Raw genomic sequence first — 19,872 nt, 5'->3', positions numbered from 1 at the left:
CTGACCTGGGCCCGCCTTCGACCTGGTCAAGCAGCCTTCGGATGATCGTGCGCGTCGTGCTGGCGAATCGGTTTCCGATGCTGCTCTGGTGGGGGCCGGACTACATCCAGATCTACAACGACGCCTACGCCCCCATCCTCGGCGCCAAGCATCCTAGGCAGGCGCTGGGGCGCCCTTTTCGCGAATGCTGGCATGAAGTGTTCGACGTGCTCGGCCCGCTGGTCGACGTGCCCTTCAACGGCGGCCCGGCCACCTGGATGGACGACATCGAGCTGATCGTCCGGAGACACGGCTTCGCTGAAGAGAGCCACTTCACCATTGCCTACAGCTCCGTGCCCGACGACGAGGCGCCGAAGGGCATCGGCGGCGTGCTGGGGACGGTGATGGAGATCACGCAGAAGGTGATCGGCGAGCGGCGGCTGCAGATCCTGAGTGAGCTCGGCGCCAGGGTGGTCGAATCCAGAAGCGCGGAGAACGCGTGCCGCCAGGCCATCAACGTGCTGGCGGAGCATCCGAAGGATGTGCCCTTCGCGCTCGTGTACCTGTTCGACGAGAGCGGGGACTCCATCAATCTTGCGGGGGCCAGCGGCTGGAGCGCAGCGACCGGTGCGGCCCATCTGGAGGCCCCGCAAGACGAACTGGCCCGGCGCATCGCCGAGTGCGCGCGCGCTGGTGCATTGCAGCTCCACGACCTTGGCGAGGACTTGCTGCTCGATGTGCCTGTCGGCCCATGGCCGGAGCCGCCGCATCAGCTCGCGCTGGTTCCGCTGCGATCGGCCACGAGTACGCGTCCAGCGGGTGTCCTGGTCGCGGGCATCAGCGCCTGTATCCGACCCGATGCGCAGTACACGCGTTTTCTTGATCTCGTCGCCGGCAAGATCGCCTCGTCCGTGGCCAATGCCAGGGCTTACGAAGAAGAGCGCCGTCGCGCCGAGGCGTTGGCGCAGATCGACCGGGCCAAGACCATTTTCTTCTCGAACGTCAGCCACGAGTTCCGTACGCCGTTGACGCTGATGCTGGGTCCGCTCGAGGACGCGCTCGGGAATGACACGCTGCCGGCGCCGCTGCGCGCGCAACTCGATCTGGCGAACCGCAACGCCCAGCGCCTGCTCAAGCTGGTGAACTCGCTGCTGAATTTCGCGCGCATCGAAGCTGGGCGGATGACGGCGTCCTTCACGCCGGTGGACCTGGCATCGTTGACCCGCGATGTGGCGAGCTCTTTCCGGTCGGCGATGGAGCGCGCAGGACTGGCATTCAACGTCGATGTCCAAGCGCTCGACGAGCCTGTGCATGTCGATCGCGCGATGTGGGAGCAGGTCGTGTTGAATCTGCTTTCGAATGCGTTCAAGTTCACCTTCGACGGGAGCGTGACGGTGAGGCTGCGGCGAGACGGAGGTTTCGCGCTGCTGGAGGTTTCGGATACCGGCGGCGGCATCCCCGGGCATGAGCTGCCGCGCCTGTTCGAACGTTTCCATCGGATCGAAGGCATGCGATCGCGCAGCCATGAGGGATCCGGGATCGGGCTGGCCCTGGTGCAGGAATTGGTTCGCCTGCACGGTGGATCGATCGAGGTCGACAGCGCGCCGGGGAGCGGCAGTACGTTCCGGGTTCGCGTGGCACTGGGCACGGCTCATATCCCGCCAGCCCAACGGACTGCAGAGCCCTCGTCGTCGATGGCCGTGTCGTCGGATGCCCGGGCCTACGTCGACGACGTGCTGCGCTGGCTGCCCGGCGAGGAGGCGGGGCCGGGCGCGCAGGCGGATGCCGGTGGCGAGTTGCTGCGCGACGCGGACTCACGCTTCCAGGCGAGCTTCGGTGCCCGCATCCTGCTTGCCGACGACAACGCGGACATGCGGGCCTACCTTCGCAACCTGCTCGCCGTGCACTACGAGGTGCTGGCCGTAGGTGATGGCGAGGAGGCACTGGCCAGGGCCCGCGCCGAGCCGCCGGACCTGATCCTTGCCGACGTGATGATGCCGCGCCTCGATGGCCTGGCACTGCTCGCGCGGCTGCGCTCCGACCCTGTCCTGCACGAGGTGCCGGTCATGCTGCTGTCGGCGCGAGCCGGCGAGGAGTCGCGCATCGAGGCTCTCGCCGCCGGAGCCGACGACTACGTCTACAAGCCGTTCCATGCCCGCGAACTGCTGACCCGGATCGGCTCGCTGCTGGAGTTGATCCGTCAACGCCGCCAGGGCGAAGCGAGGTTCCGTGCCTACATGCAGGCGACCCATGACGCGGTCTATCGGATGAGCTCGGACTGGCGCGAGATGCGCCAGTTGCACGGACGGAACTTCATCGCCGACGAAGAGGGGCCAAGCCACGCCTGGATGCAGAAGTACATCCATCCGGATGACCGAGCCGCGGTGCAGGCCGCTATAGCGAAGGCGATCGCGTCGAACTCGCCGTTCGAGCTCGAGCACCGTGTGATCCGTGTGGACGGCTCGCTGGGCTGGACACTTTCGCGCGCCATTCCGCTGCATGACGAGCGGGGGCAGATCGTTGAATGGTTCGGCGCGGCCGCCGACGTCACGGAACGTCGGCAGGCTCAGGAGGATCTCCTGCGGCACGGCCAGGCTCTGGAAGCGGCGGACAGGCAGAAAGACGAGTTCCTCGCGATGCTGGCGCACGAGTTGCGCAATCCGCTGGCACCCATGCGCAGCGCGACCGAGCTTCTGCTGCGGACCAGTCTGGAGTCGTCGCGATCACGTTGGGCGGTGGACATCATCGGGCGCCAGGTCACGCACCTGACACGCTTGGTGGACGACCTGCTCGACATCTCCCGCATCACGCAGGGACGCATCCAATTGCGCCTCGCGCCACAGCGAATCGATCAACTGATCAACCATTCGCTGGACAGCGTGGCGCCGCTGATGCGGGAGAAGCGGCATTCGGTCGTGCTGCGTCCCAGCGCCGATCCGCTGAGCGTGATGGGCGATCCGGAGCGCCTGGTGCAATGCTTCAGCAACGTCCTGGTCAACGCGGCCAAGTACACGCCGTCGGGCGGTGAAATCTGCGTGCGAAGCGGGATTGATGGCGACCAGGCGGTGATCACGATCAGCGACGACGGCGTGGGAATTTCGGCCGACGTGCTTCCGCGCGTGTTCGATCTGTTCTCACAAGGCGAACGCACGCTGGATCGCTCGCAGGGCGGGCTGGGAATCGGCCTCGCGGTGGTGAAGCGGCTTGTCGAGATGCATGGCGGAACCGTGAGTGCCCGCAGCGAGGGCGTCGGCAAGGGTGCCACCTTCGAGATCCGGCTGGCGCGGATTTCAGATTCCGGCGAGGCGGTCCGCTCAGAGCCCGCCACAGCAAAGGTCGCGCGTCGCATCCTTGTCGTTGATGACAACCGCGACGGCGCAGACGCGCTGGCGGAACTGCTGCAGGCCGAAGGCCACGAGGTCTCGACGGCCTACTCGAGCATCGATGCGCTGCAGTTGCAGCGCGAGTTCAAGCCGGACACCGCCTTGCTCGACGTTGGTCTGCCGGAGATCGATGGCTACGAGCTGGCGCGGCGGATGCGCGCGCAGCAGATGGCCGATCCGCTACGGCTGATCGCCATTTCCGGATATGGCAGGGAACGGGACCAGGAGGAAGCTCGCCGGGCCGGCTTCTCGTCGCACCTGCTCAAGCCGGTGGATATCGAGACGCTGGAGAGGCTGTTGGCCTCTCCGATCGATCTCAGTTCCTAGGATCTCGAACACGCCAACCTAGGACCGCCCCGGCGCGGCGCCTGAAGGAGTGGCCGCTGGTTCTGAGTAGCCAGGCGGCTGCTGTACGGCATCGGGCCGCGCCCAGCGCTGATGCGGTGGCGCCGTCGAGCCGGCTTCGATGAACAGGCGCCGGATCTTCGGGAAGCGTTCGCGCACCTGGCGCTCGACCTCGGCGATTGTCTGCGCCGCGTCCTCGGCCGTCGTGCCGTCCTCGAACTGCAGATCCATGGTGACCAGCGCGTCGTCCGGACCCACGTACATGGACAGCACGCGCCCGGCCTCGCGGACCTTGGGCTGCGCGGCGGCGAGGTCGCGGATCGCCTGCGCGGTCTCGGGCTTGATGCCTTCGCCGATCAGCAGGCCGCGCGATTCGCGCACCAGCAGCACGGCCACTGCGGACAGCAGGACGCCGATCAGCAGGGAGGCGGCGCCGTCGATCTCCGGCCGCTGCAGCGCCTGGCTCAGGCCGATGCCTACCGCGGCGATCAGCAGACCCGTGAGCGCCGCGGCATCCTCGGCCAGCACGGTGTAGGTGGCGGGGTCCTTGCTCGCGTGCAGGGCCTCCCAGAAGGGCGTGTCGCCGATCTGGGCGCGGAACTCGCGCAGCGCGACCAGGAAGCTCGAGCCTTCGAACAGGCCGGCCGCAGCCAGCACCGCGTAGTTCCAGCCGGGATCGCTCAGCGGCTCCGGGTGCAGGATGTGCTGCACGCCCTCGAAGAAGGACAGGCCGCCGCCCAAGCCGAAGATGAGCACGGCGACGATCAGGCTCCAGAAGTACAGCTCCTTGCCATGGCCGAACGGGTGTTCCGGCGTGGCCGGCCGCTGGCTGAGCCGGGTGCCGACCAGCAGCAGGCCGCCGTTGAAGATGTCCACCGTGGAGTGGAAGCCCTCGGACAGCATGGCAGAGCTTCCGGTGATGCCCGCGACGATGAACTTCGTCACCGCGATGCCGATGTTGGCCGCCATGGCGGCGTAGAGGACGATCTTCTTCGTCGACATCGGCCGGAGTTCCTGCTACTGCTTGGCCGTGCTTGTCACGGCGCTGACGCGCCACACCGTGTTGCCGACATCATCCGCCACGATCAGCGCGCCCGCGCTGTCCACGGTCACACCCACGGGCCGGCCCATCGCATGGCCGTCCTTGTCGACGAAGCCGGTGATGAAGTCCATCGGAGCGCCCACCGGATGACCGCCATCGAAGCGGATGAACACCACCTTGTAGCCGTTCAGCTCCTTGCGATTCCAGCTGCCGTGCTCGCCAACGAAGGCGCCACCCTGGAACTGCGCGGGGAAGGCGGTGCCACCGTAGAAGGCCATGCCCAGCGGAGCCACGTGCGAGCTGAGGCCGTAGTCCGGCTTGATGGCCTGTTTGACCTTGTCCAGTTGCTGTGGCTTGACGCGCGGATCCACGTGCTGGCCCCAGTAGCTGAACGGCCAGCCATAGAAAGCGCCTGGCTTGACCGAGGTCATGTAGTCGGGCACGAGGTTCGGGCCCAACTCGTCACGCTCGTTGACTACGGCCCACAGCGTGTCGCTGCCGGGGTAGAAGTTCAGCCCGTTCGGGTTGCGCAGGCCGCTGGCGAAGATCTTGTGCTCGCCCGTTGCCGCATCGACCTCCCATACCGCTGCGCGGTCGGTTTCGGCAATCAGCCCCCGCTCCATCGCGTTGCTGTTGGAGCCCACGCCCACGTAGAGCTTGTGGCCGTCCGCACTGGCCGTCAGGCTCTTGGTCCAGTGATGGTTGATCGGCCCGGCGGGCAAGTCCACAAGCTTGGTGGCCGGACCGCCGACCGCGGTGTCGCCGACCTTGAACGGGTAACGCAGGATCGCGTCGGTATCGGCCACGTAGAGCGCATCGCCGACGACGACGACACCGAACGGCGAGTTCAGATGGTCGACCAGCACGTTGGGCACCGTCCGGCCCGTGCCCTGGCTGGCGGCACGCAACAGCAGGATGCGATTGCTCGGCGCGTTGCCCGTGCCGCCATGCGCGCGGGCTTCGACGAAGTCCATCACCGGACGCTTCGGCCGCTCCAGCGGCTCCTTGGCATCCTTGGTCGATTCCACCACCAGCAGATCGCCGTTGGCCAACGCATAGACGTTGCGCGGGTTCGCAAGTCCGGTCGCAATGGCATCAATCCGGAAGCCTGCCGGTACCTTGGGTGCCGCACCTTCGTGCCAGCCCACGACCTTGGGCACATGCATCTGCGGCAGCAACGCATGCGCGGGCTCGGGCAGCTGCGGGTCCGGACCGTACTGCTGGCTCTTGTCGAAGCCTGCCGCCAGGGCGGCGAACGGCACAAGCGCCGTGGCGATGGTCATCAAGGGGCGACGGGCTTTCATGGGATGGGCTCCGGGTTCAGGACGCGGGCGGCCGGCATGCGGAAGAGCAGGGCCACGGCGATGAGGCCACACAGGGCGCCAATGGCCGACAGCGTGATGCCGCCCGGCACCACCGCAGTCCAGCCGTCGCTCGTATGGACGAAGGCATTGAACAGCTCGACCAGCAGGGCGACGACGAAGACCGCCAGATGCAGCCAGCCGAAGGGCCCGCGCCGGATCGATGGCCGGCGCACGAAGGCCACGAGCAGGACGATGGCTGCCACCGCGCCAAAGGCCAGGCCGATCGCGATCAGCCACTCGGCATCGTTGAGCCACATCAGGAAGGCGCTGGCCGCGTAGGCGATGTCGCTGGCCAGCGCACCGACGAAGCTGACGATCGCCACCGGGAACAGCAGCAGGTACAGAGGAACGGCCTTGCGGCCGGCAGATGCAGACATGGTGCAGCCTCCGATTCGTTCAGTTGCCGACAATCACCTGGATGGCCGGGTACTTGTCGTCGTAGAAGGCGAGCCGCTGCGCGAGGTCGGCGTGCTCGTCGTACGGGGTCTCGTAGGTCCAGACGGCATCCTTCAGCGTCTGGCCGCCCGCCTCGAGGTCGAAGTAGGTGGCATGTCCCTTGAACGGGCATTCGCTGGTGGTGTCGGTGGGCGTCAGCGCTTCCATGCGGACATCGCTGCGCGGAAAGTAGTAGCGGACGGGCGACTTGTCCTCCGTGACCTTGATCACCTGGTCGGACTCGGCAATCGTCACGTCATTGACGCGGACCTTGACCACGCCCTTGGCGCGCTCCTCGCGCACTTGGTGGTCGGGCATCTGCTGGTGGCCGGGTGACTTCATGATTCAGCTCCTGCGTTGACATGGCCACCTCAGGCAATCGTCGTGCCGCGCGGCACCGGCTAGACAGACCGAGGCACGGTCTGTGGGACACCTGCCAGCGGCTCGGCTCGTCGCGGCGCAAGCCAAGGTCCAGCCAGCTCAGGCCGCCGAGCAGCATCAGCGCTGCCAGCCCGCAGGCGGCCACCAGGCGCAGCAAGGGCCGACGCTGGCCGAGTTCCATGAACACCCAGCCGACGATCACGGCCTTGCCTGCTGCGATCAACAGGGACACCACCAGCAGGCCCTGGCCCAGTGCTGGCAGCTTTGCGCTGGCGGCGCTCAGCCCCAGCAGTACCAGCAGGGCGAGCCAGGCCAGCACCAGCCGCCTCATGGACGTGCTCCGACGAGGTAGATCAAGGGATACAGGAAGATCCACACCAGGTCCACGAAATGCCAGTAGAGCGCTACGCCGGTGCGCCAGCGCAGGCGCAGCGCCGGTTGTGCCGCCAGCAGCAGGCACAGGCCGATACCGATGGCCAGGTGAAGCGCATGCAGCGAGGTCGCGACGAAGTACCAGGTGAAGAACAGCTCCGCGCCAGGCACATCGGCGAGTGCGAAGTCGGGGCCGGGGAACAGACCCTCCACCCATTCGCGGTGGTATTCGATGCCCTTGATGGCGAGGAAGGAGCCGCCCAGCAGCGCGGCCGCGGCAAAGCCGCGGCGGGCCAGTACTGCACTTCCCTCGGCCGCCAGCGCCACGGCCAGACTGCTCGTCAGCAGCAGCCCGGTGTTGACGGTGCCGAGCAGCAGGTCGGTGCGCGCGCCAGCAGCCTGGAAGCCGGCCGGCGAACGCCCACGCGCGATGCCGTAGACGAACAGCACGACGCCGAAGAACAGGATCTCGCTGGCCAGGAACAGCCACATGCCGAAGCGCGCGGTGGCCGCGGCGTCCGGCGACGGCTCAAGCGCCGGAGTGCTGCTCATGGCGTGCAGGGTATTCCGGCGTGTAGCCATAGACATCGTCAGGGGCCAACGGCGTCACGTCGAAGTTGTGCGTCGGTGGCGGCGAGGCCGTCTCCCACTCAAGGCCGGTCGCGCCCCAGGGGTTCGGCTCGCTGCGCGGCCCTTTGATCAGCGACCATGTGAGGTAGCACAGCGGCATCAGGTAGCCCAGGGCGAGGATGGAGGCGCCAGCGCTGGAGAGCACGTTGAGCACCGTGTACTCGGGCGGGTAGGCGTGGTAGCGGCGCGGCATGCCCTGCACGCCCAGCAGGAACTGCGGGAAGAAGGTCAGGTGGAAGCCGAAGAAGACGATCAGCGCCGCCAGTCGCGCCGGGGTCTCCGGATACTTTCTGCCGCACACCTTGGGCCACCAGAAGTGCAGCGCGCCGAAGAAGGCCATCACCGAGCCGCCCACCATGATGTAGTGGAAGTGCGCGACGACGAAGTACGTGTCGGTCAGGTGCACGTCCAGCGCCAGCGAGGCGAGGAAGAGTCCGGTCAGCCCGCCCATCGTGAACAGGCCGACGAAGCCCAGCGCGTAGAGCATCGGCGCGTCCAGCCGGATGCGGCCCTTGTAGAGCGTGGCGGTCCAGTTGAAGACCTTGATCGCCGAAGGCACGGCCACGATGAAGCTCAGCAGCGAGAACACCAGGTTGGCCAGCGGCGACTGGCCGCTGACGAACATGTGGTGGCCCCAGACCAGGAAGCCGATGCCCGCGATCGCCAGCACCGCGTAGGCCATGAAGCGGTAGCCGAACAGACGCTTCTTCGCGAAGCAGGGAATGATCTCGCTGGCCACGCCCATTGCCGGCAGCACCATGATGTAGACGGCCGGATGGGAGTAGAACCAGAACAGGTGCTGGAACAGCAGCGGATCGCCGCCGTGAGCCGGGTCGAACACGCCGATCTGGAACAGGCGCTCGGCCACCAGCAGCAGCACCGTCATCGCCAGCACCGGCGTGGCCAGCACGAGGATGATGCTCGTCGCGTACATGGACCAGACGAACATCGGCAGCTTGAACCACTTCAGGCCCGGCACGCGCAGCGTGTGGATGGTGACGATGAAGTTCAGCCCGGTGAGGATGGACGAGAAGCCGGTGATGAAGACACCCACCAGGGTCAGCACCACGGAGCTGCTGGAGAACATCGTCGAGTAGGGCGTGTAGAAGGTCCAGCCGGTGTCCACGCCCCCGGCCGCCAGCGCGGCCACCACGACCAGACCGCCGCCGACGTAGAGGTACCAGCTCAGCAGGTTCAGCCGCGGGAAGGCCAGGTCGCGCGCGCCGATCATCAGCGGCAGCACGAAGTTGCCGACGACGGACGGGATCGAGGGAATCAGGAACAGCCACACCATGATCACGCCGTGCGCGGTGAAGAGCTTGCTGTAGGCCTCGTCGGAGACCAGATCGCCGGCGGGCGTGGCCAGCTCCAGCCGGATGACGGTGGCCGCCGCGCCGCCGAGAAAGAAAAAGGCGGTGATCGCCAGCGCGTAGAGGATGGCGATGCGCTTGTGGTCGGTGCTGAGCAGCCAGGAGCGCAGCGTCGTCCCGTCGGCGAGATAGCTGGTCTCGAGGTCACTGCTCATTCACTTGAACTCCCGCAGGTAGGCGACGAGGTTCTGCACGTCCTGCTCGCTGAGCTGGCCGCCGTAGGAAGGCATGATGGCTGGCTGCCCGGCGACGAGTCGGCGGTCCGGCGCGACGATGGACTCGCGCAGGTAATCCTCGTCGGCGGTGACATGGCCGCCATCCTGCAGGACCACCGTGCGGCCGTACAGGCCGGCCAGAGGCGGGGCATGGACGCTCGAATCGGGCGCGTGGCAGCTCGCGCAGGCCAGGCGCTGGTACAGCGCTTGGCCGAGCTGTTGCGGTGTGGGATCGCCGGTCGGCGGCGGACCGCTGGCCAGCCACTTCGCATAGTCCGCATCGCGCATCACGATCACGCGGCCCAGCATTGCCGAGTGCTGGCTGCCGCAGTACTCGCTGCACAGGATGCGGAACTCGCCCAGCCGCGTGGCACTGAACCAGAGCCGCGCGTAGCGGCCTGGCACCACGTCCTGCTTCACGCGGAAGGCTGGTACGAAGAAGCTGTGGATCACGTCCTGCGAGGCCAGCACCAGCACGACCGGGCGGTTCAGCGGCACGTGCAGCTCGTTGATTTCCTGGCGGCCGTTCTCGCCATGCTGGAGCCGCCACATCCACTGCTTGGCCACGACATAGACCGGCAACGCATCGGCCGGCACGCGGCGCTCCAGCGCGTAGTCGTGCGCCGCCCAACCGAACAGGACGATGAACAGCAGCATCGGTACCGCTGTCCAGGCCGCCTCCAGGCCGTTGGCGTGCGAGGGTGGGTGCGCACGGCCGGCGCCGGAGCCCTCGCGGTAGCGCAACGCGAACCAGGCGATCAGCCCGGCCAGCAGCAGTGCCATCGCGCCGCAGATGACAAGCATCACAAGGAAGAGCAGGTCCGTGCGCGGCGCGGCAGTGGAGGCCGCTGGAGCCAGCAGCTCGAACGGAGCCTCGCTGCCGTTCATCGACGGAGCCTCCGCCTGGTGCCGACGAAAGCCACGAGCCCGGCCAGCGACAGCAGCACGCCACCGCGCACGCCGGCCAACACCGCGCCGTCGTGCCCCTGCGGCTCCAGATGAGCACAGGCGAGCAGCAAGCGATCGGCCAAGGTGCCCACGTGCCCTTCCGATGCTTCCACCAGCGCGGCGCGCAGGGCCCTTGGCTCGAAGCGCACGCCCAGCAGGTAGCGAGAAACCGTGCCATCCGGCGTCAGCACGACCAGGCCGGTCGGATGGGCAAAGCCAGGACTGGCTGACATCGATTCGAAGTGGAAGCCGATTGCCTCGGCCAGCCGGCCGCCGTCCGCGCCGCTGATCAGTTGCAGGGGTGGCACCGTGCTGCCGAAGACGGCCGGTCGCGCGAAGGCGGCGTAGTCCCGGTAGACCTGGCGCAGCGGCGCGGCGGCGGCAGGCGTGTCCTGCGGGTCGACCGAGAACAATAGCAGCCGCCAGGCCTGAGGCGGCAGGCCGGTGTCGGCCAGCGCCTCCAGCGCGCCGTGGGCAGCAGTGCCGCAGAGCATGTCGCAGCGGTAGTAGGCCGGCAGCAGCACCAGGGGACGGCCTTCGCTGGCGAGTGCCTGCCAATCGACCCGGTGGCCATCGGCGTCGCGCAGGTCCAGCCCCGCGGGCAGCCGCGCGCCCAGGTGCTGCTCGAATTCCGGCGCGGCGCGGCGCCGGTCGAGTTGTGGTGCCGACTGCAGGCGCGGCTCCGGGATCGCCTCCACCAGCGCGCTGCTGCCCGCTTCGCCGCCGGCCGGCAGGCGCCACGCCCGCAGCAGGGAACCCGCGCCCGCGATGGCCAGCCCCACGACCAGCGCGGCCAGCACTGCCGCGCCGAGTACACGCCGCGGCCGCAACTCGGGATCGCGATCAGGATCGTCCACGCGCCGCCTCCCTTGTCACTCGCCGCCAAGCCCGCGCCGGCCCGAAGGCGGCGAATCCCATGCCGCCGAAGGCCAGCGGCAGCATCCACCACGCCGCATAACCCTGAGCCTGGACGGATGGAATCACCAGCCATGCCGTGCCAAAAGCCTGCATCGCCAGCAGGCCCGCGGCGATCATGGCCAGCCGCCAGGGTCGGTCCTTGTTGATGCGCCACAGCAGCGCCAGCAGCGGCAGCGCGAACTGGCCGACGATCAGCGCCAGCCCGCCCCAGCGCCAGCCGCTCTGCAGCCGGGGCAGGAACCAGGCGATCTCGTGCGGCAGGTTCTCGGCCCAGATGATCAGGAACTGCATGTACTGCAGATAGGCCTGCAGCAGCACGAACATCAGCAGCAGGTTGCCGAGGTCGCGCCAGGGCGCCCGGGTTGTGCGCCGCGCGGTGAGCAGCACGGCGGCCGCCATGCCGCCGGTCATCTGGCCAACCAGCGCCAGCCAGCCGAAGACGGTGCTGGCCCAGCCCGGCACCAGGGACATCAGCAGGTCTGCTGAGGCCAGTGTGCCGCCCAGCATCCAGGCGAGCAGCCAGAGCGCAGCGCGGCCGCTGCCGTCGGAATCGCGCATGGGCGCACGCGCCAGCCACCAGCAGCCGATGCCGTAGGCGGCGAAGCGCAGCGCGACGAAGGCCGGTGCGAACCAGGCCTTTGCGAAGCCGCCCGCCGGTGGCTGCCGCAACCAGGGATAGAGCGCATGCAGCAGGGCCAGCAGCGGCAGGAAGAGCAGCAGCAGCCGCGGCATGGCAGTGCCCAGCCGCCAGATCGCCGGGCGCAGCACCTCGCCCCAGGTGCCCCCTGTGAAGCGGTGGATGCGCGCCAGCGCCGCCGCGCCGAGCACCAGGCCACTGCAGAACCACCAGGCGCCCAGCCAACTCGCTGCCATCAGCGGGCGATCGAGCCACCAGCCGACGGCGAACAGCAGGAGCAGCAGCAGGAGGCCGAGCGGATTCATCGTGCCGCCTTCTGCTGCAGGCGGCGCAGGTAGGCGACGACGGCCCAGGCGTCGTCACTGCTCACGCGGTCCGCAAATGCCGCCATGCGGCCACTGCCCTGGCGGATCGCGGCAAAGAGGCGCGCGTCGTCGGCCCCCTGCAGCGCGGCCAGGTCCGGCGGCCGGGGGAAGCCGCGCTTGACGACCTCGCCGTCACCAGCACCGGCTGGGCCGTGACAGGGCAGGCAGTAGATCGCATAGCGCTCGCCGCCGCGCCGCAGCAAGGCGGGGCTGTCCACGGGGCGCGGCGCGGCCGGATCGATGGCGCCGGCCCGCCCGCTGCTCACCAGCGCCAGGTCACCGCGTGCATGGACGACGCTGCCGGGAGGCGGCGCGCGCTCGGCCTTGCCGTCGGAGAACAGCGGGCTCGTGTCGCCCGGGTCGTGGCGTGGCTGGCGGGCCATGTCGTCGGTCACGCGCATGCAGCCGGCCAGGGCCGCTGTCGTCGCCATGATCAGCGCGGCCTTCTTCATCCCGGTAGCTCCACACGGCGCAGCGGGCGCAACTGGTCCAGCCACTGGGCCGCCGACTCGGGTTCGAAGGCGGGGTCCTCGGCCGGCAACAGCAGGAAGAAGCGGTCGCGCGTGGCCAGGCCGAAGTGCGGCGCATCGAATATCGGCTGGCGCAGCCGCGGCAGCCGGCTGGTCCACAGGAAGGCCATCACGGCGGCCAGCGCGCCGCCCAGCACCGCCAGCTCGAAGCTCACCGGCACGAACATCGGCCAGCTGTGCAGCGGCCGCCCGCCGATGTTCAGCGGCCGATCCACCACGGCGGCAAAGTACTGCATCGCATAGCCGCCGCAGCCCCCCAGCAACGCGCCAGCGAAGGTGCAGGCGGCGATCGGCGAACGTTGCAGGCCCAGCGCTTCATCGAGGCCCTCGACCGGGAAGGGGCTGAAGGCCTGCGGTGCGTAGCCCCGCGCCTGGGCAGTGCGGGCGGCGTCCAGCAGCCCTTCGGGCGAGTCGAACTCCGCGAGCCAGCCCTTCATCGCGAGGCCTCCGGCCGGTGCGACAGATCCTCCCGCATCTCGGCAATCGAGATCGAGGGCAGCACCCGCACGAACAGCAGGAACAGCCATGCGAAGGTGCACAGCGAGCCCGCGAGGAAGACCCAGTCCCAGCCGGTGGGCCAGTACAGGCGCCAGGCCGAGGGCGTGTAGTCCCGGTTGAGGCTAGAGACGACGATCAGCACCCGCTCCAGCCACATGCCCAGGTTCACCACCAGCGAAAGCGCGAACAGGGCCGCTGCCGACTTCCGCACCCTCCGCCACCACAGCGCCTGCGGGATCAGCACATTGCAGGCGATCATGGCCCAGTAGACCGGCGCGTAGGGGCCGGTCCAGCGGTTCAGCTGGATGGCGATCTCGAAGCGGTCGCCGCCGTAGAAGGCGAAGAAGGCCTCGGCCAGATAGCCGTAGGCCAGCAGCGAGCCGGTGGCCAGCATCACCTTGGCGGCGTTCTCCAAGTGCCGCCCCGTGATCAGCGCTTCCAGCCGGAACGCGCGGCGCAGCGGCACGGCCAGCGTGATCACCATCGCGAAGCCGGAGTAGAGCGCGCCGACGACGAAGAAGGGCGGAAAGATCGTCGAGTGGTAGCCCGGCGTGTTGCCGATGGCGAAGTCCAGCGACACGATCGAGTGGACCGAGACCACCAACGGTGTCGCCAACCCGGCCAGCAGCAGGTAGGCCTGCTGGTGCCGCGCCCATTGCCGCGCCTCACCGCTCCAGCCCAGGGCCAGCAGGCCGAACGCGATCTCGCGCCCTCGCATGGCCCGTGCGCGGGCGCGGTCGCGCAGCGTGGCGAGGTCGGGGATCAGGCCCACGTACCAGAACAGGGAGGAGACGGTGAGATAGGTGGCGATGGCGAAGAAGTCCCACACCAGCGGGCTGCGCCACTGTGGCCACAGGCCCAGCGTGTCCGGGTAGGGCACGAGCCAGTAGACGAACCAGGGCCGGCCCAGGTGCAGCAGCGGAAACAGCCCCGCCATCGAGGCGGCGAACAAGGTCATCGCTTCGGCGAAGCGGTTGATGGAGGTGCGCCAGCGCTGGCGCGTCAGCAACAGCACGGCCGAGATGAAGGTGCCCGCATGGCCGATGCCGATCCACCAGACGCAGTTCGCGATGGCGAAGCCCCAGGCCACCGGCATGTTGATGCCCCAGATGCCAACGCCCTGGTCGAACAGCCAGGCGATGGCCGCGAGGAAGACCAGCACGCCGGCGCCCGTCAACGCGAAGCCGAGCAGCCAGTACCGGCCCAGCGGCCGTTCCAGCACGACCGCGGAAATGCGGTCGCCCAGCGTGGCGTAGGTCCAATGGCCCTTGAGGACGGGATCCGCGCTCACGCGTCATCCTCCGGTGGCAGCGGCGCGCGCCGCGCGAGATAGCCGGTGCGCGGCCGCGTGTTCAGCTCCTCCAGCATCCGGTAGTGGCGTGGCGAGGCCCGGGCCTGCGAGACGGCGCTCTGCGGATCGTTCAGGTCGCCAAACGTGATGGCCGCGGTCGGGCAGGCGGCCTGGCAGGCCGTGCGCACGGTGTCGCGCGGGAGCGCCTCGCCAGTCTTCTCCTGGTGGCGCCGCGCGCGTGACAGACGCTGGACGCAGTAGCTGCACTTCTCCATCACGCCGCGGTCCCGCACGGTGACGTCGGGGTTGCGCATCAGCTTCAGCGTCTCGGTGCGCAGGTCGTTGTACTGGCGGAAGTTGAAGCGCCGCACCTTGTACGGGCAGTTGTTCGAGCAGAAGCGCGTGCCGACGCAGCGGTTATAGACCTGCACGTTGAGGCCCTCGCTGTCGTGCATCGTGGCGCCGACCGGACAGACAAGCTCGCAGGGCGCGTTCTCGCAGTGCATGCAGGGCACGGGTTGGCTCAGTGCCTGCCCGCCGTCGTCGTCCAGGTAGGCATCCACGCGGATCCAGTGCATCGCGCGGCCGCGCCGCACTTCGTCCGGCCCGACGACGGGGATGTTGTTCTCGGCCTGGCAGGCGACCGTGCAGACCTTGCAGCCGATGCAGGCGTCGAGGTCGATCGCCATGCCCCAGGCGGGGCCGGACTGCGGCATCGGTGGATAGAGCGTCGGCGCGGGCGGCTCGGCGGGTGGCATCGGCATCGTGCGGGCCAGCTCGCGGCCGTGCTGGCTCAGCTCCACCTGGGTCAATGCGAATTCATGGCCGCTGCCGACGCGGCGCAGCACGAGCGCCTGCACGGCGGTGTCCGCACTGCGCAGCGGCGCGTTGTCGACGCCGACGCCGGTGCCGACGCTGCCGGCCGCGCGCCGGCCGTGGCCGCTGTGGATCGTCACGGCGCCCTCGGCGTGCCCTGGCTGCACCCAGACCGGATAGCGGGCCGCTGCAAGCCCCTGAGCCTCGACGATGTCGCCGGTGGCGAGGTTCAGCACGGCGGCGGTATGCGGGCCGACCTGCAGCGCGTTACCCCAGGCGATCTGCGTGAACGGGCGCGGCAGTTCCTGCAGCCAGCCGTTGTTGGCCGCGCCGCCGTGGCCGATGCATGGGTCGGGTGGGAAGACGGCCCAGAGTTGCGCGGGCGCTTGCGTGTGTGCTGGTGCGTTTGCTGGTGCATGTGGCGGTGGCGGCATCGGGACTGGCGGCAGACGCAGCGGGGCGGCTGCTGTGTCAGGCACGAAGCCACGGGCCAGCGCGGCGGGCCAGTCCAGACCCGCCCACTGCGCGCGCAGCAGCGCATGGCCGTCCGCGGCGGCGCGCGGATTGGCCAGTAGTGTCAGCAGCTCGATCGGCGAGTGCGTGTCGTAGAGCGGCGCGATGGCGGGCTGTTGGAGCGTCAGCGTGCCGTCGTCGGCGCGGGTGTCGCCCCATTCCTCGAAATCGTGGCCGCAGGGCAGGTGCCAGTGGCACAAGCGCGCGGTCTCGTCGCGGTGAAGGCCGAGATGCAGGCTCAGCGGCACGTGGGCCAGCGCCGCCTCGAAGCGTAGCGATGCCGGCGCCTCGTAGGCCGGGTTGCCGCCCAGCACCAGCAGCGCCGGCACCTGGCCTGCCTGAGCCGCTGCGGTCAGCTCGGCCAGCGTGCCGGGGGCGGGCAACAGATCGGCATGCAGGTCCGGGGGCTCGATCGCGTGGATGATTCGTTCGCTGCTGACCGCCTGGTTCAGCGCATGCACCAGCGCATGCGAAGACGCCGACAGCTCCGGCCCGGCCAGCACCAGCGCGCGCCCACGGTGGCGCCGCAGCAGCGCGGCGATGCGCCGGGCGGCGGCCAGCGCGGGTTCGTCGTCTCGCGGCTCTTGCAGCAGCGCACAGCCGGCCTGCCAGAGTACAGCCTCGATCTCCAGCGGCGTCAGTGCCCAGCGCTCGTCGGCGCGGGCGCCGAACAGGCCCGGCGTGGTCTCCAGCGCCAGCAGGCGTGGTCGCGCGCCGTCCCGCCGGGAACGGGCCCACCCGGCGCTCTGGCGCGGGCCGGCCACCGGGTCGCCGAAGGGATCGCCGCCGACTGCGATTACCAGCTCGGCCGCCTCGATGCGCGCCACCGTCCGGACTTCGCGGTTGAATGCCAGCCGGCTGCCGTGCCGCGCGGCCAGCAGCGCGGCGTCGTCGTCCCGGTACCAGCGCGAGCCGGGGCGCTGCTTCAGCAGGGCGGCCAGTTGCGCGGCCAGTGTGGGCGAGGTGAAGGCCGGTGTCAGCACATGCAGTGGTGCGGCGGCCGGCTGCGCGCGCCAGGCCTGCAGGAACGCGGCCCAGCTGGACGGCTCGTCCCGGCCGGGCGCGGCGCGGCGCCAGACGCTGGTGGAGCGGTCCGGGTCCCAGAGATCCAGGATGGCGGCCTGCTCGGCCAGGCCGGTGCCGCCGCTGGAGGCCGGGTGACCGGGATGACCTTCCACCTTGATCGGCCTGCCTTGTTGCGTGCCGACCAGCACCGGCCGTGCATGACCGGCCACGGTGCAGGCACTGGCGTAGTAGAGGGGCTGGCCGCTGGCCTCGATCTCGGGCAACTGGGCAAAGCTGTAGATGCGCTCGGCCGGGCGGCGCACGCAGCCGGCCAGCGAGAGCGCGGCCGAGGCCGCCAACCACTGCAGCAAGGCGCGGCGCGATGGCTGCGCCCGGTCGGGCGCCTCGGCGATCAGGGGAATGGTGCGGTGCGTGGACATGACGCGTTACTTCAGCGGTGGCAGGTCGAGCAGTCCGTCATCCGCTCGGTCCGCTCCAGCTTCATCAAGCGGTTCAGCGCCTCGAGCTGCTGCGGCGTCAAGGTCGGCGGGGGCATGTCGAAGACCTGGGCGGGCAGGTGGCGCTTCGGCGCGGCGTTCTCGTGGCAGGCGAAGCACCACTTCATCTGCAGGCTGGCGCTGCGCACGGCGAGTGGCTGCTGGTCCACGCGGCCGTGGCACTCGGCGCAGGCGATGCCCTTGGCGACATGGATGCTGTGGTCGAAATAGACGTAGTCGGGCAGGCGGTTCATGTGTACCCAGGCGATCGGCACCCCGCTGTCCATCGCCTGGTGGAGCGGCGCGAAGACCGCCTGGTCGGCGAACAGTTGCGAGTGGCAGGTGAGGCAGACGGCGGCGGCGGGCAGGCCGGGCGAGGCAGCCGTCTCGACCGTGGTGTGGCAGAAGCGGCAGTCCAGGCCCACGTCGCCCACGTGGTGCTTGTGGCTGAAGGGGATGGGTTGGGCGCGCGCTTCGTTCACGTCCGGCTCGCCCAGCGGCGACCAGGCCCACCAGGCCAGCGCGCCGCACAGCGCCAGCCCGGCCAGCACCAGGCCCGCGACCCTCAGCAGGAGGACGGCCGGCGCGGTGAAGGTCTGCGGCATGCGGCGGTGCGATGGGCAGGCGACCTTGTCGCTAGGCCTGGACCGTTTCCCGCAGCTTGGCGACGCCGAAGCGCCAGACCTTGTCCAGCTCCACGTGCGGCATCGCCGGGATCTCGGCGGGATCGACGGCCACGTCCACGATTACCGGCCCCGGCGTGGACAGCGCCTGGCCCACGATGTCGCGCAGTGCTTGCGGCTGGGTCACGGTGAAGCCGGTGGCGCCGCAGGCGCGCGCGAACATCGCGAAGTCCGGGTTGCGCATCTCCACGCCGGCCTTGTAGGCGGGCAGGGCGGCCTCTTCCATCTCCAGGTGCACCAGGCCCCAACCGGCGTTGTTGAAAATGAAGACCTTGATCGGCAGCCGGTGCTGCACGGCGGTGGCGAACTCCTGCATCAGCATGCCAAAGCCGCCGTCGCCGCACATCACGATCACCTGGCGCTTCGGGTCCAGCGCTTGCACGCCATTGGCCATGCCCAGCGCCGTGCCGACGGCGGCATTGTTGTAGGAACCGATGATGCGCTGTCGCCCCCGCGGGCGCAGCCAGTTGGCCGTCCACAGCGTGACCTCGCCGGTGTCGACGCAGAAGGCGGCGTCCTCCGCCGCGAGATCGCTGACCGCGCGTGCCAGCGCCTGCGGATGGATTCGGTCCTCGCTGCGCGCGATGTCTGCCTTGCGGTCCAGCATGCGGCGCCAGTCGGCCCACTCGCGCTGGGCCAGGCCGAGGAAACTGGCGTCCGGCTTGGGCTGCACGCGCAGCAGCAGCGCGGCCAGCGCCGGCCGGCTGGAGCCGACGATGGCCTGCGTCACCGGCAGGCGCCGGCCGATGGCCTCGGCCCGCTCGTCGATCTGCACGACGCGGGTCACTTTCTGCGGCAGGAATTCGCTGTACGGATAGTCGCTGCCGATCATCAGCAGCAGGCTGCAGCGATGCACCGCGTCCTGTCCGGCCTTGGAGCCGATCAGGCCCAGGCCACCGACGACCAGCGGCTCGTCGAAGGCGAACTGATCCAGCGCACGGTAGGTGTGGACGATCGGGGCGTTGAGGCGTTTCGCCAGCGCCAGCACCTCGTCGCGCGCATCTCGCGCGCCATGGCCCACGAAGATCGCGACCGACTTGGCGTCGTCGATCAGCTGGGCGGCGGCCTCGATGTCGGTCGGGTCGGGCGCGATCTCGCGCGGCTCTCGCAGCGTCTTCAGGCTCAGCGGCGGACGCGAGGTGCTGGCGCCCATGACGTCCTGCGGGATGTTCAGCAGCGCCACGCCGCGGCGACCGTAGGCAGCCGCGATGGCTTCGTGGATCTGCGCCGGCGCAGCGTCGGCGGAGCCGATGGTGGCGGCATAGACGCAGGCATCCCGGAAGGCCTGCACATGGTCGGCGGCCTGCAGGTAGTCGATCCCGCCCAGCGTGGTCGGCACGTCCCCGGAGATCGCCAGCACCGGCGCGTGGTCGTGACGTGCTTCGTAGAGACCGGCGAGCAGGTGGTTGGCACCGGGGCCCGTGGTGCCGGCGCAAACGCCGAGCCGGCCGGTCAGCTTGGCCTGGCCGGCGGCGGCGAGTGCCGCGCCTTCCTCGTGGCGTACGCCGATCCAGCGCATGCGCCGCTCGCGCCGCATCGCGTCGGTGAAGGCGTTCATCGCATCGCCGACGATGCCGAAGACCTGCGTGGCGCCGATATCCGCCAAGGTCGCAGTGAGCAGTTCGCCAACCGTTCGGGTCATGACCGTTCCTCCG

The 19,872-nt window shown here is 69.3% G+C and carries 17 protein-coding genes; 1 reads left to right on the top strand and 16 read right to left on the bottom strand.

What is annotated here, in order from left to right; all coding sequences use genetic code 11:
* Positions 1 to 41 precede the first annotated feature (41 nt).
* Positions 42 to 3,689 carry an ATP-binding protein gene (locus SNE35_RS24680; RefSeq protein ID WP_320425679.1) on the top strand — a complete coding sequence of 1,216 codons (3,648 nt, stop codon included), beginning with the start codon at positions 42 to 44 and terminating at the stop codon, positions 3,687 to 3,689.
* A gap of 18 nt (positions 3,690 to 3,707) precedes the next feature.
* Here the strand turns inward: SNE35_RS24680 and SNE35_RS24675 are convergent, their stop codons facing one another.
* Genes SNE35_RS24675 through SNE35_RS24605 form a run of 16 tightly spaced genes read right to left on the bottom strand, consistent with a single transcriptional unit; the run spans position 3,708 to position 19,859 of the window.
* Entirely contained in the window at positions 3,708 to 4,709 is a 1,002-nt protein-coding gene (locus tag SNE35_RS24675) for a cation diffusion facilitator family transporter (protein WP_320425678.1), read from the bottom strand.
* 15 nt (positions 4,710 to 4,724) lie between these two features.
* On the bottom strand, positions 4,725 to 6,053 hold the full coding sequence (locus SNE35_RS24670; RefSeq protein ID WP_320425677.1) for a PQQ-dependent sugar dehydrogenase: 1,329 nt from the start codon (positions 6,051 to 6,053) through the stop codon (positions 4,725 to 4,727).
* On the bottom strand, positions 6,050 to 6,490 hold the full coding sequence (locus SNE35_RS24665; protein WP_320425676.1) for a DUF2231 domain-containing protein: 441 nt from the start codon (positions 6,488 to 6,490) through the stop codon (positions 6,050 to 6,052). The genes SNE35_RS24670 and SNE35_RS24665 overlap by 4 nt, the downstream gene beginning before the upstream one ends.
* A 19-nt stretch (positions 6,491 to 6,509) precedes the next feature.
* On the bottom strand, positions 6,510 to 6,890 hold the full coding sequence (locus SNE35_RS24660; RefSeq protein WP_320425675.1) for a DUF427 domain-containing protein: 381 nt from the start codon (positions 6,888 to 6,890) through the stop codon (positions 6,510 to 6,512).
* On the bottom strand, positions 6,805 to 7,260 hold the full coding sequence (locus tag SNE35_RS32135) for a cytochrome C oxidase subunit IV family protein (protein ID WP_431312785.1): 456 nt from the start codon (positions 7,258 to 7,260) through the stop codon (positions 6,805 to 6,807). The genes SNE35_RS24660 and SNE35_RS32135 overlap by 86 nt, the downstream gene beginning before the upstream one ends.
* Entirely contained in the window at positions 7,257 to 7,853 is a 597-nt protein-coding gene (locus SNE35_RS24655; RefSeq protein WP_320425674.1) for a cytochrome c oxidase subunit 3, read from the bottom strand. Before SNE35_RS24655 ends, SNE35_RS32135 begins: the two co-directional genes overlap by 4 nt.
* Positions 7,831 to 9,456, bottom strand: coding sequence for a cytochrome c oxidase subunit I (gene ctaD / locus SNE35_RS24650; protein ID WP_320425673.1), 1,626 nt, complete (start codon positions 9,454 to 9,456; stop codon positions 7,831 to 7,833). The genes SNE35_RS24655 and ctaD overlap by 23 nt, the downstream gene beginning before the upstream one ends.
* Entirely contained in the window at positions 9,457 to 10,404 is a 948-nt protein-coding gene (gene coxB / locus SNE35_RS24645; RefSeq protein WP_320425672.1) for a cytochrome c oxidase subunit II, read from the bottom strand.
* On the bottom strand, positions 10,401 to 11,321 hold the full coding sequence (locus SNE35_RS24640; RefSeq protein WP_320425671.1) for a thioredoxin domain-containing protein: 921 nt from the start codon (positions 11,319 to 11,321) through the stop codon (positions 10,401 to 10,403). Before SNE35_RS24640 ends, coxB begins: the two co-directional genes overlap by 4 nt.
* Positions 11,308 to 12,324, bottom strand: coding sequence for a hypothetical protein (locus tag SNE35_RS24635; protein WP_320425670.1), 1,017 nt, complete (start codon positions 12,322 to 12,324; stop codon positions 11,308 to 11,310). The genes SNE35_RS24640 and SNE35_RS24635 overlap by 14 nt, the downstream gene beginning before the upstream one ends.
* Positions 12,321 to 12,836, bottom strand: a complete 516-nt coding sequence (locus SNE35_RS24630; RefSeq protein ID WP_320425669.1) for a c-type cytochrome — start codon at positions 12,834 to 12,836, stop codon at positions 12,321 to 12,323. The genes SNE35_RS24635 and SNE35_RS24630 overlap by 4 nt, the downstream gene beginning before the upstream one ends.
* Complete coding sequence (locus SNE35_RS24625) at positions 12,833 to 13,351, bottom strand: DUF3341 domain-containing protein (protein WP_320425668.1); 519 nt, start codon at positions 13,349 to 13,351, stop codon at positions 12,833 to 12,835. Before SNE35_RS24625 ends, SNE35_RS24630 begins: the two co-directional genes overlap by 4 nt.
* Positions 13,348 to 14,703, bottom strand: a complete 1,356-nt coding sequence (nrfD, locus tag SNE35_RS24620) for an NrfD/PsrC family molybdoenzyme membrane anchor subunit (protein ID WP_320425667.1) — start codon at positions 14,701 to 14,703, stop codon at positions 13,348 to 13,350. Before nrfD ends, SNE35_RS24625 begins: the two co-directional genes overlap by 4 nt.
* A complete protein-coding gene (locus SNE35_RS24615; RefSeq protein ID WP_320425666.1) occupies positions 14,700 to 17,477 on the bottom strand; it encodes a 4Fe-4S dicluster domain-containing protein in 2,778 nt (925 codons plus the stop codon). Before SNE35_RS24615 ends, nrfD begins: the two co-directional genes overlap by 4 nt.
* Before the next feature lie 11 nt (positions 17,478 to 17,488).
* On the bottom strand, positions 17,489 to 18,139 hold the full coding sequence (locus tag SNE35_RS24610; RefSeq protein WP_320425665.1) for a cytochrome c3 family protein: 651 nt from the start codon (positions 18,137 to 18,139) through the stop codon (positions 17,489 to 17,491).
* Positions 18,140 to 18,170: 31 nt separating this feature from the next.
* The gene (locus SNE35_RS24605) at positions 18,171 to 19,859 is read right to left on the bottom strand and encodes a thiamine pyrophosphate-binding protein (RefSeq protein WP_320425664.1); all 1,689 of its coding nucleotides are present in this window, start codon (positions 19,857 to 19,859) and stop codon (positions 18,171 to 18,173) included.
* Between the last annotated feature and the right edge of the window lie 13 nt (positions 19,860 to 19,872).

This window comes from Roseateles agri (assembly GCF_034043675.1).
GTDB lineage: Bacteria > Pseudomonadota > Gammaproteobacteria > Burkholderiales > Burkholderiaceae_C > KK5.
Note: the sequence above shows the minus strand (reverse complement) of the source record. Positions and strands in the feature narration are given on the sequence as shown.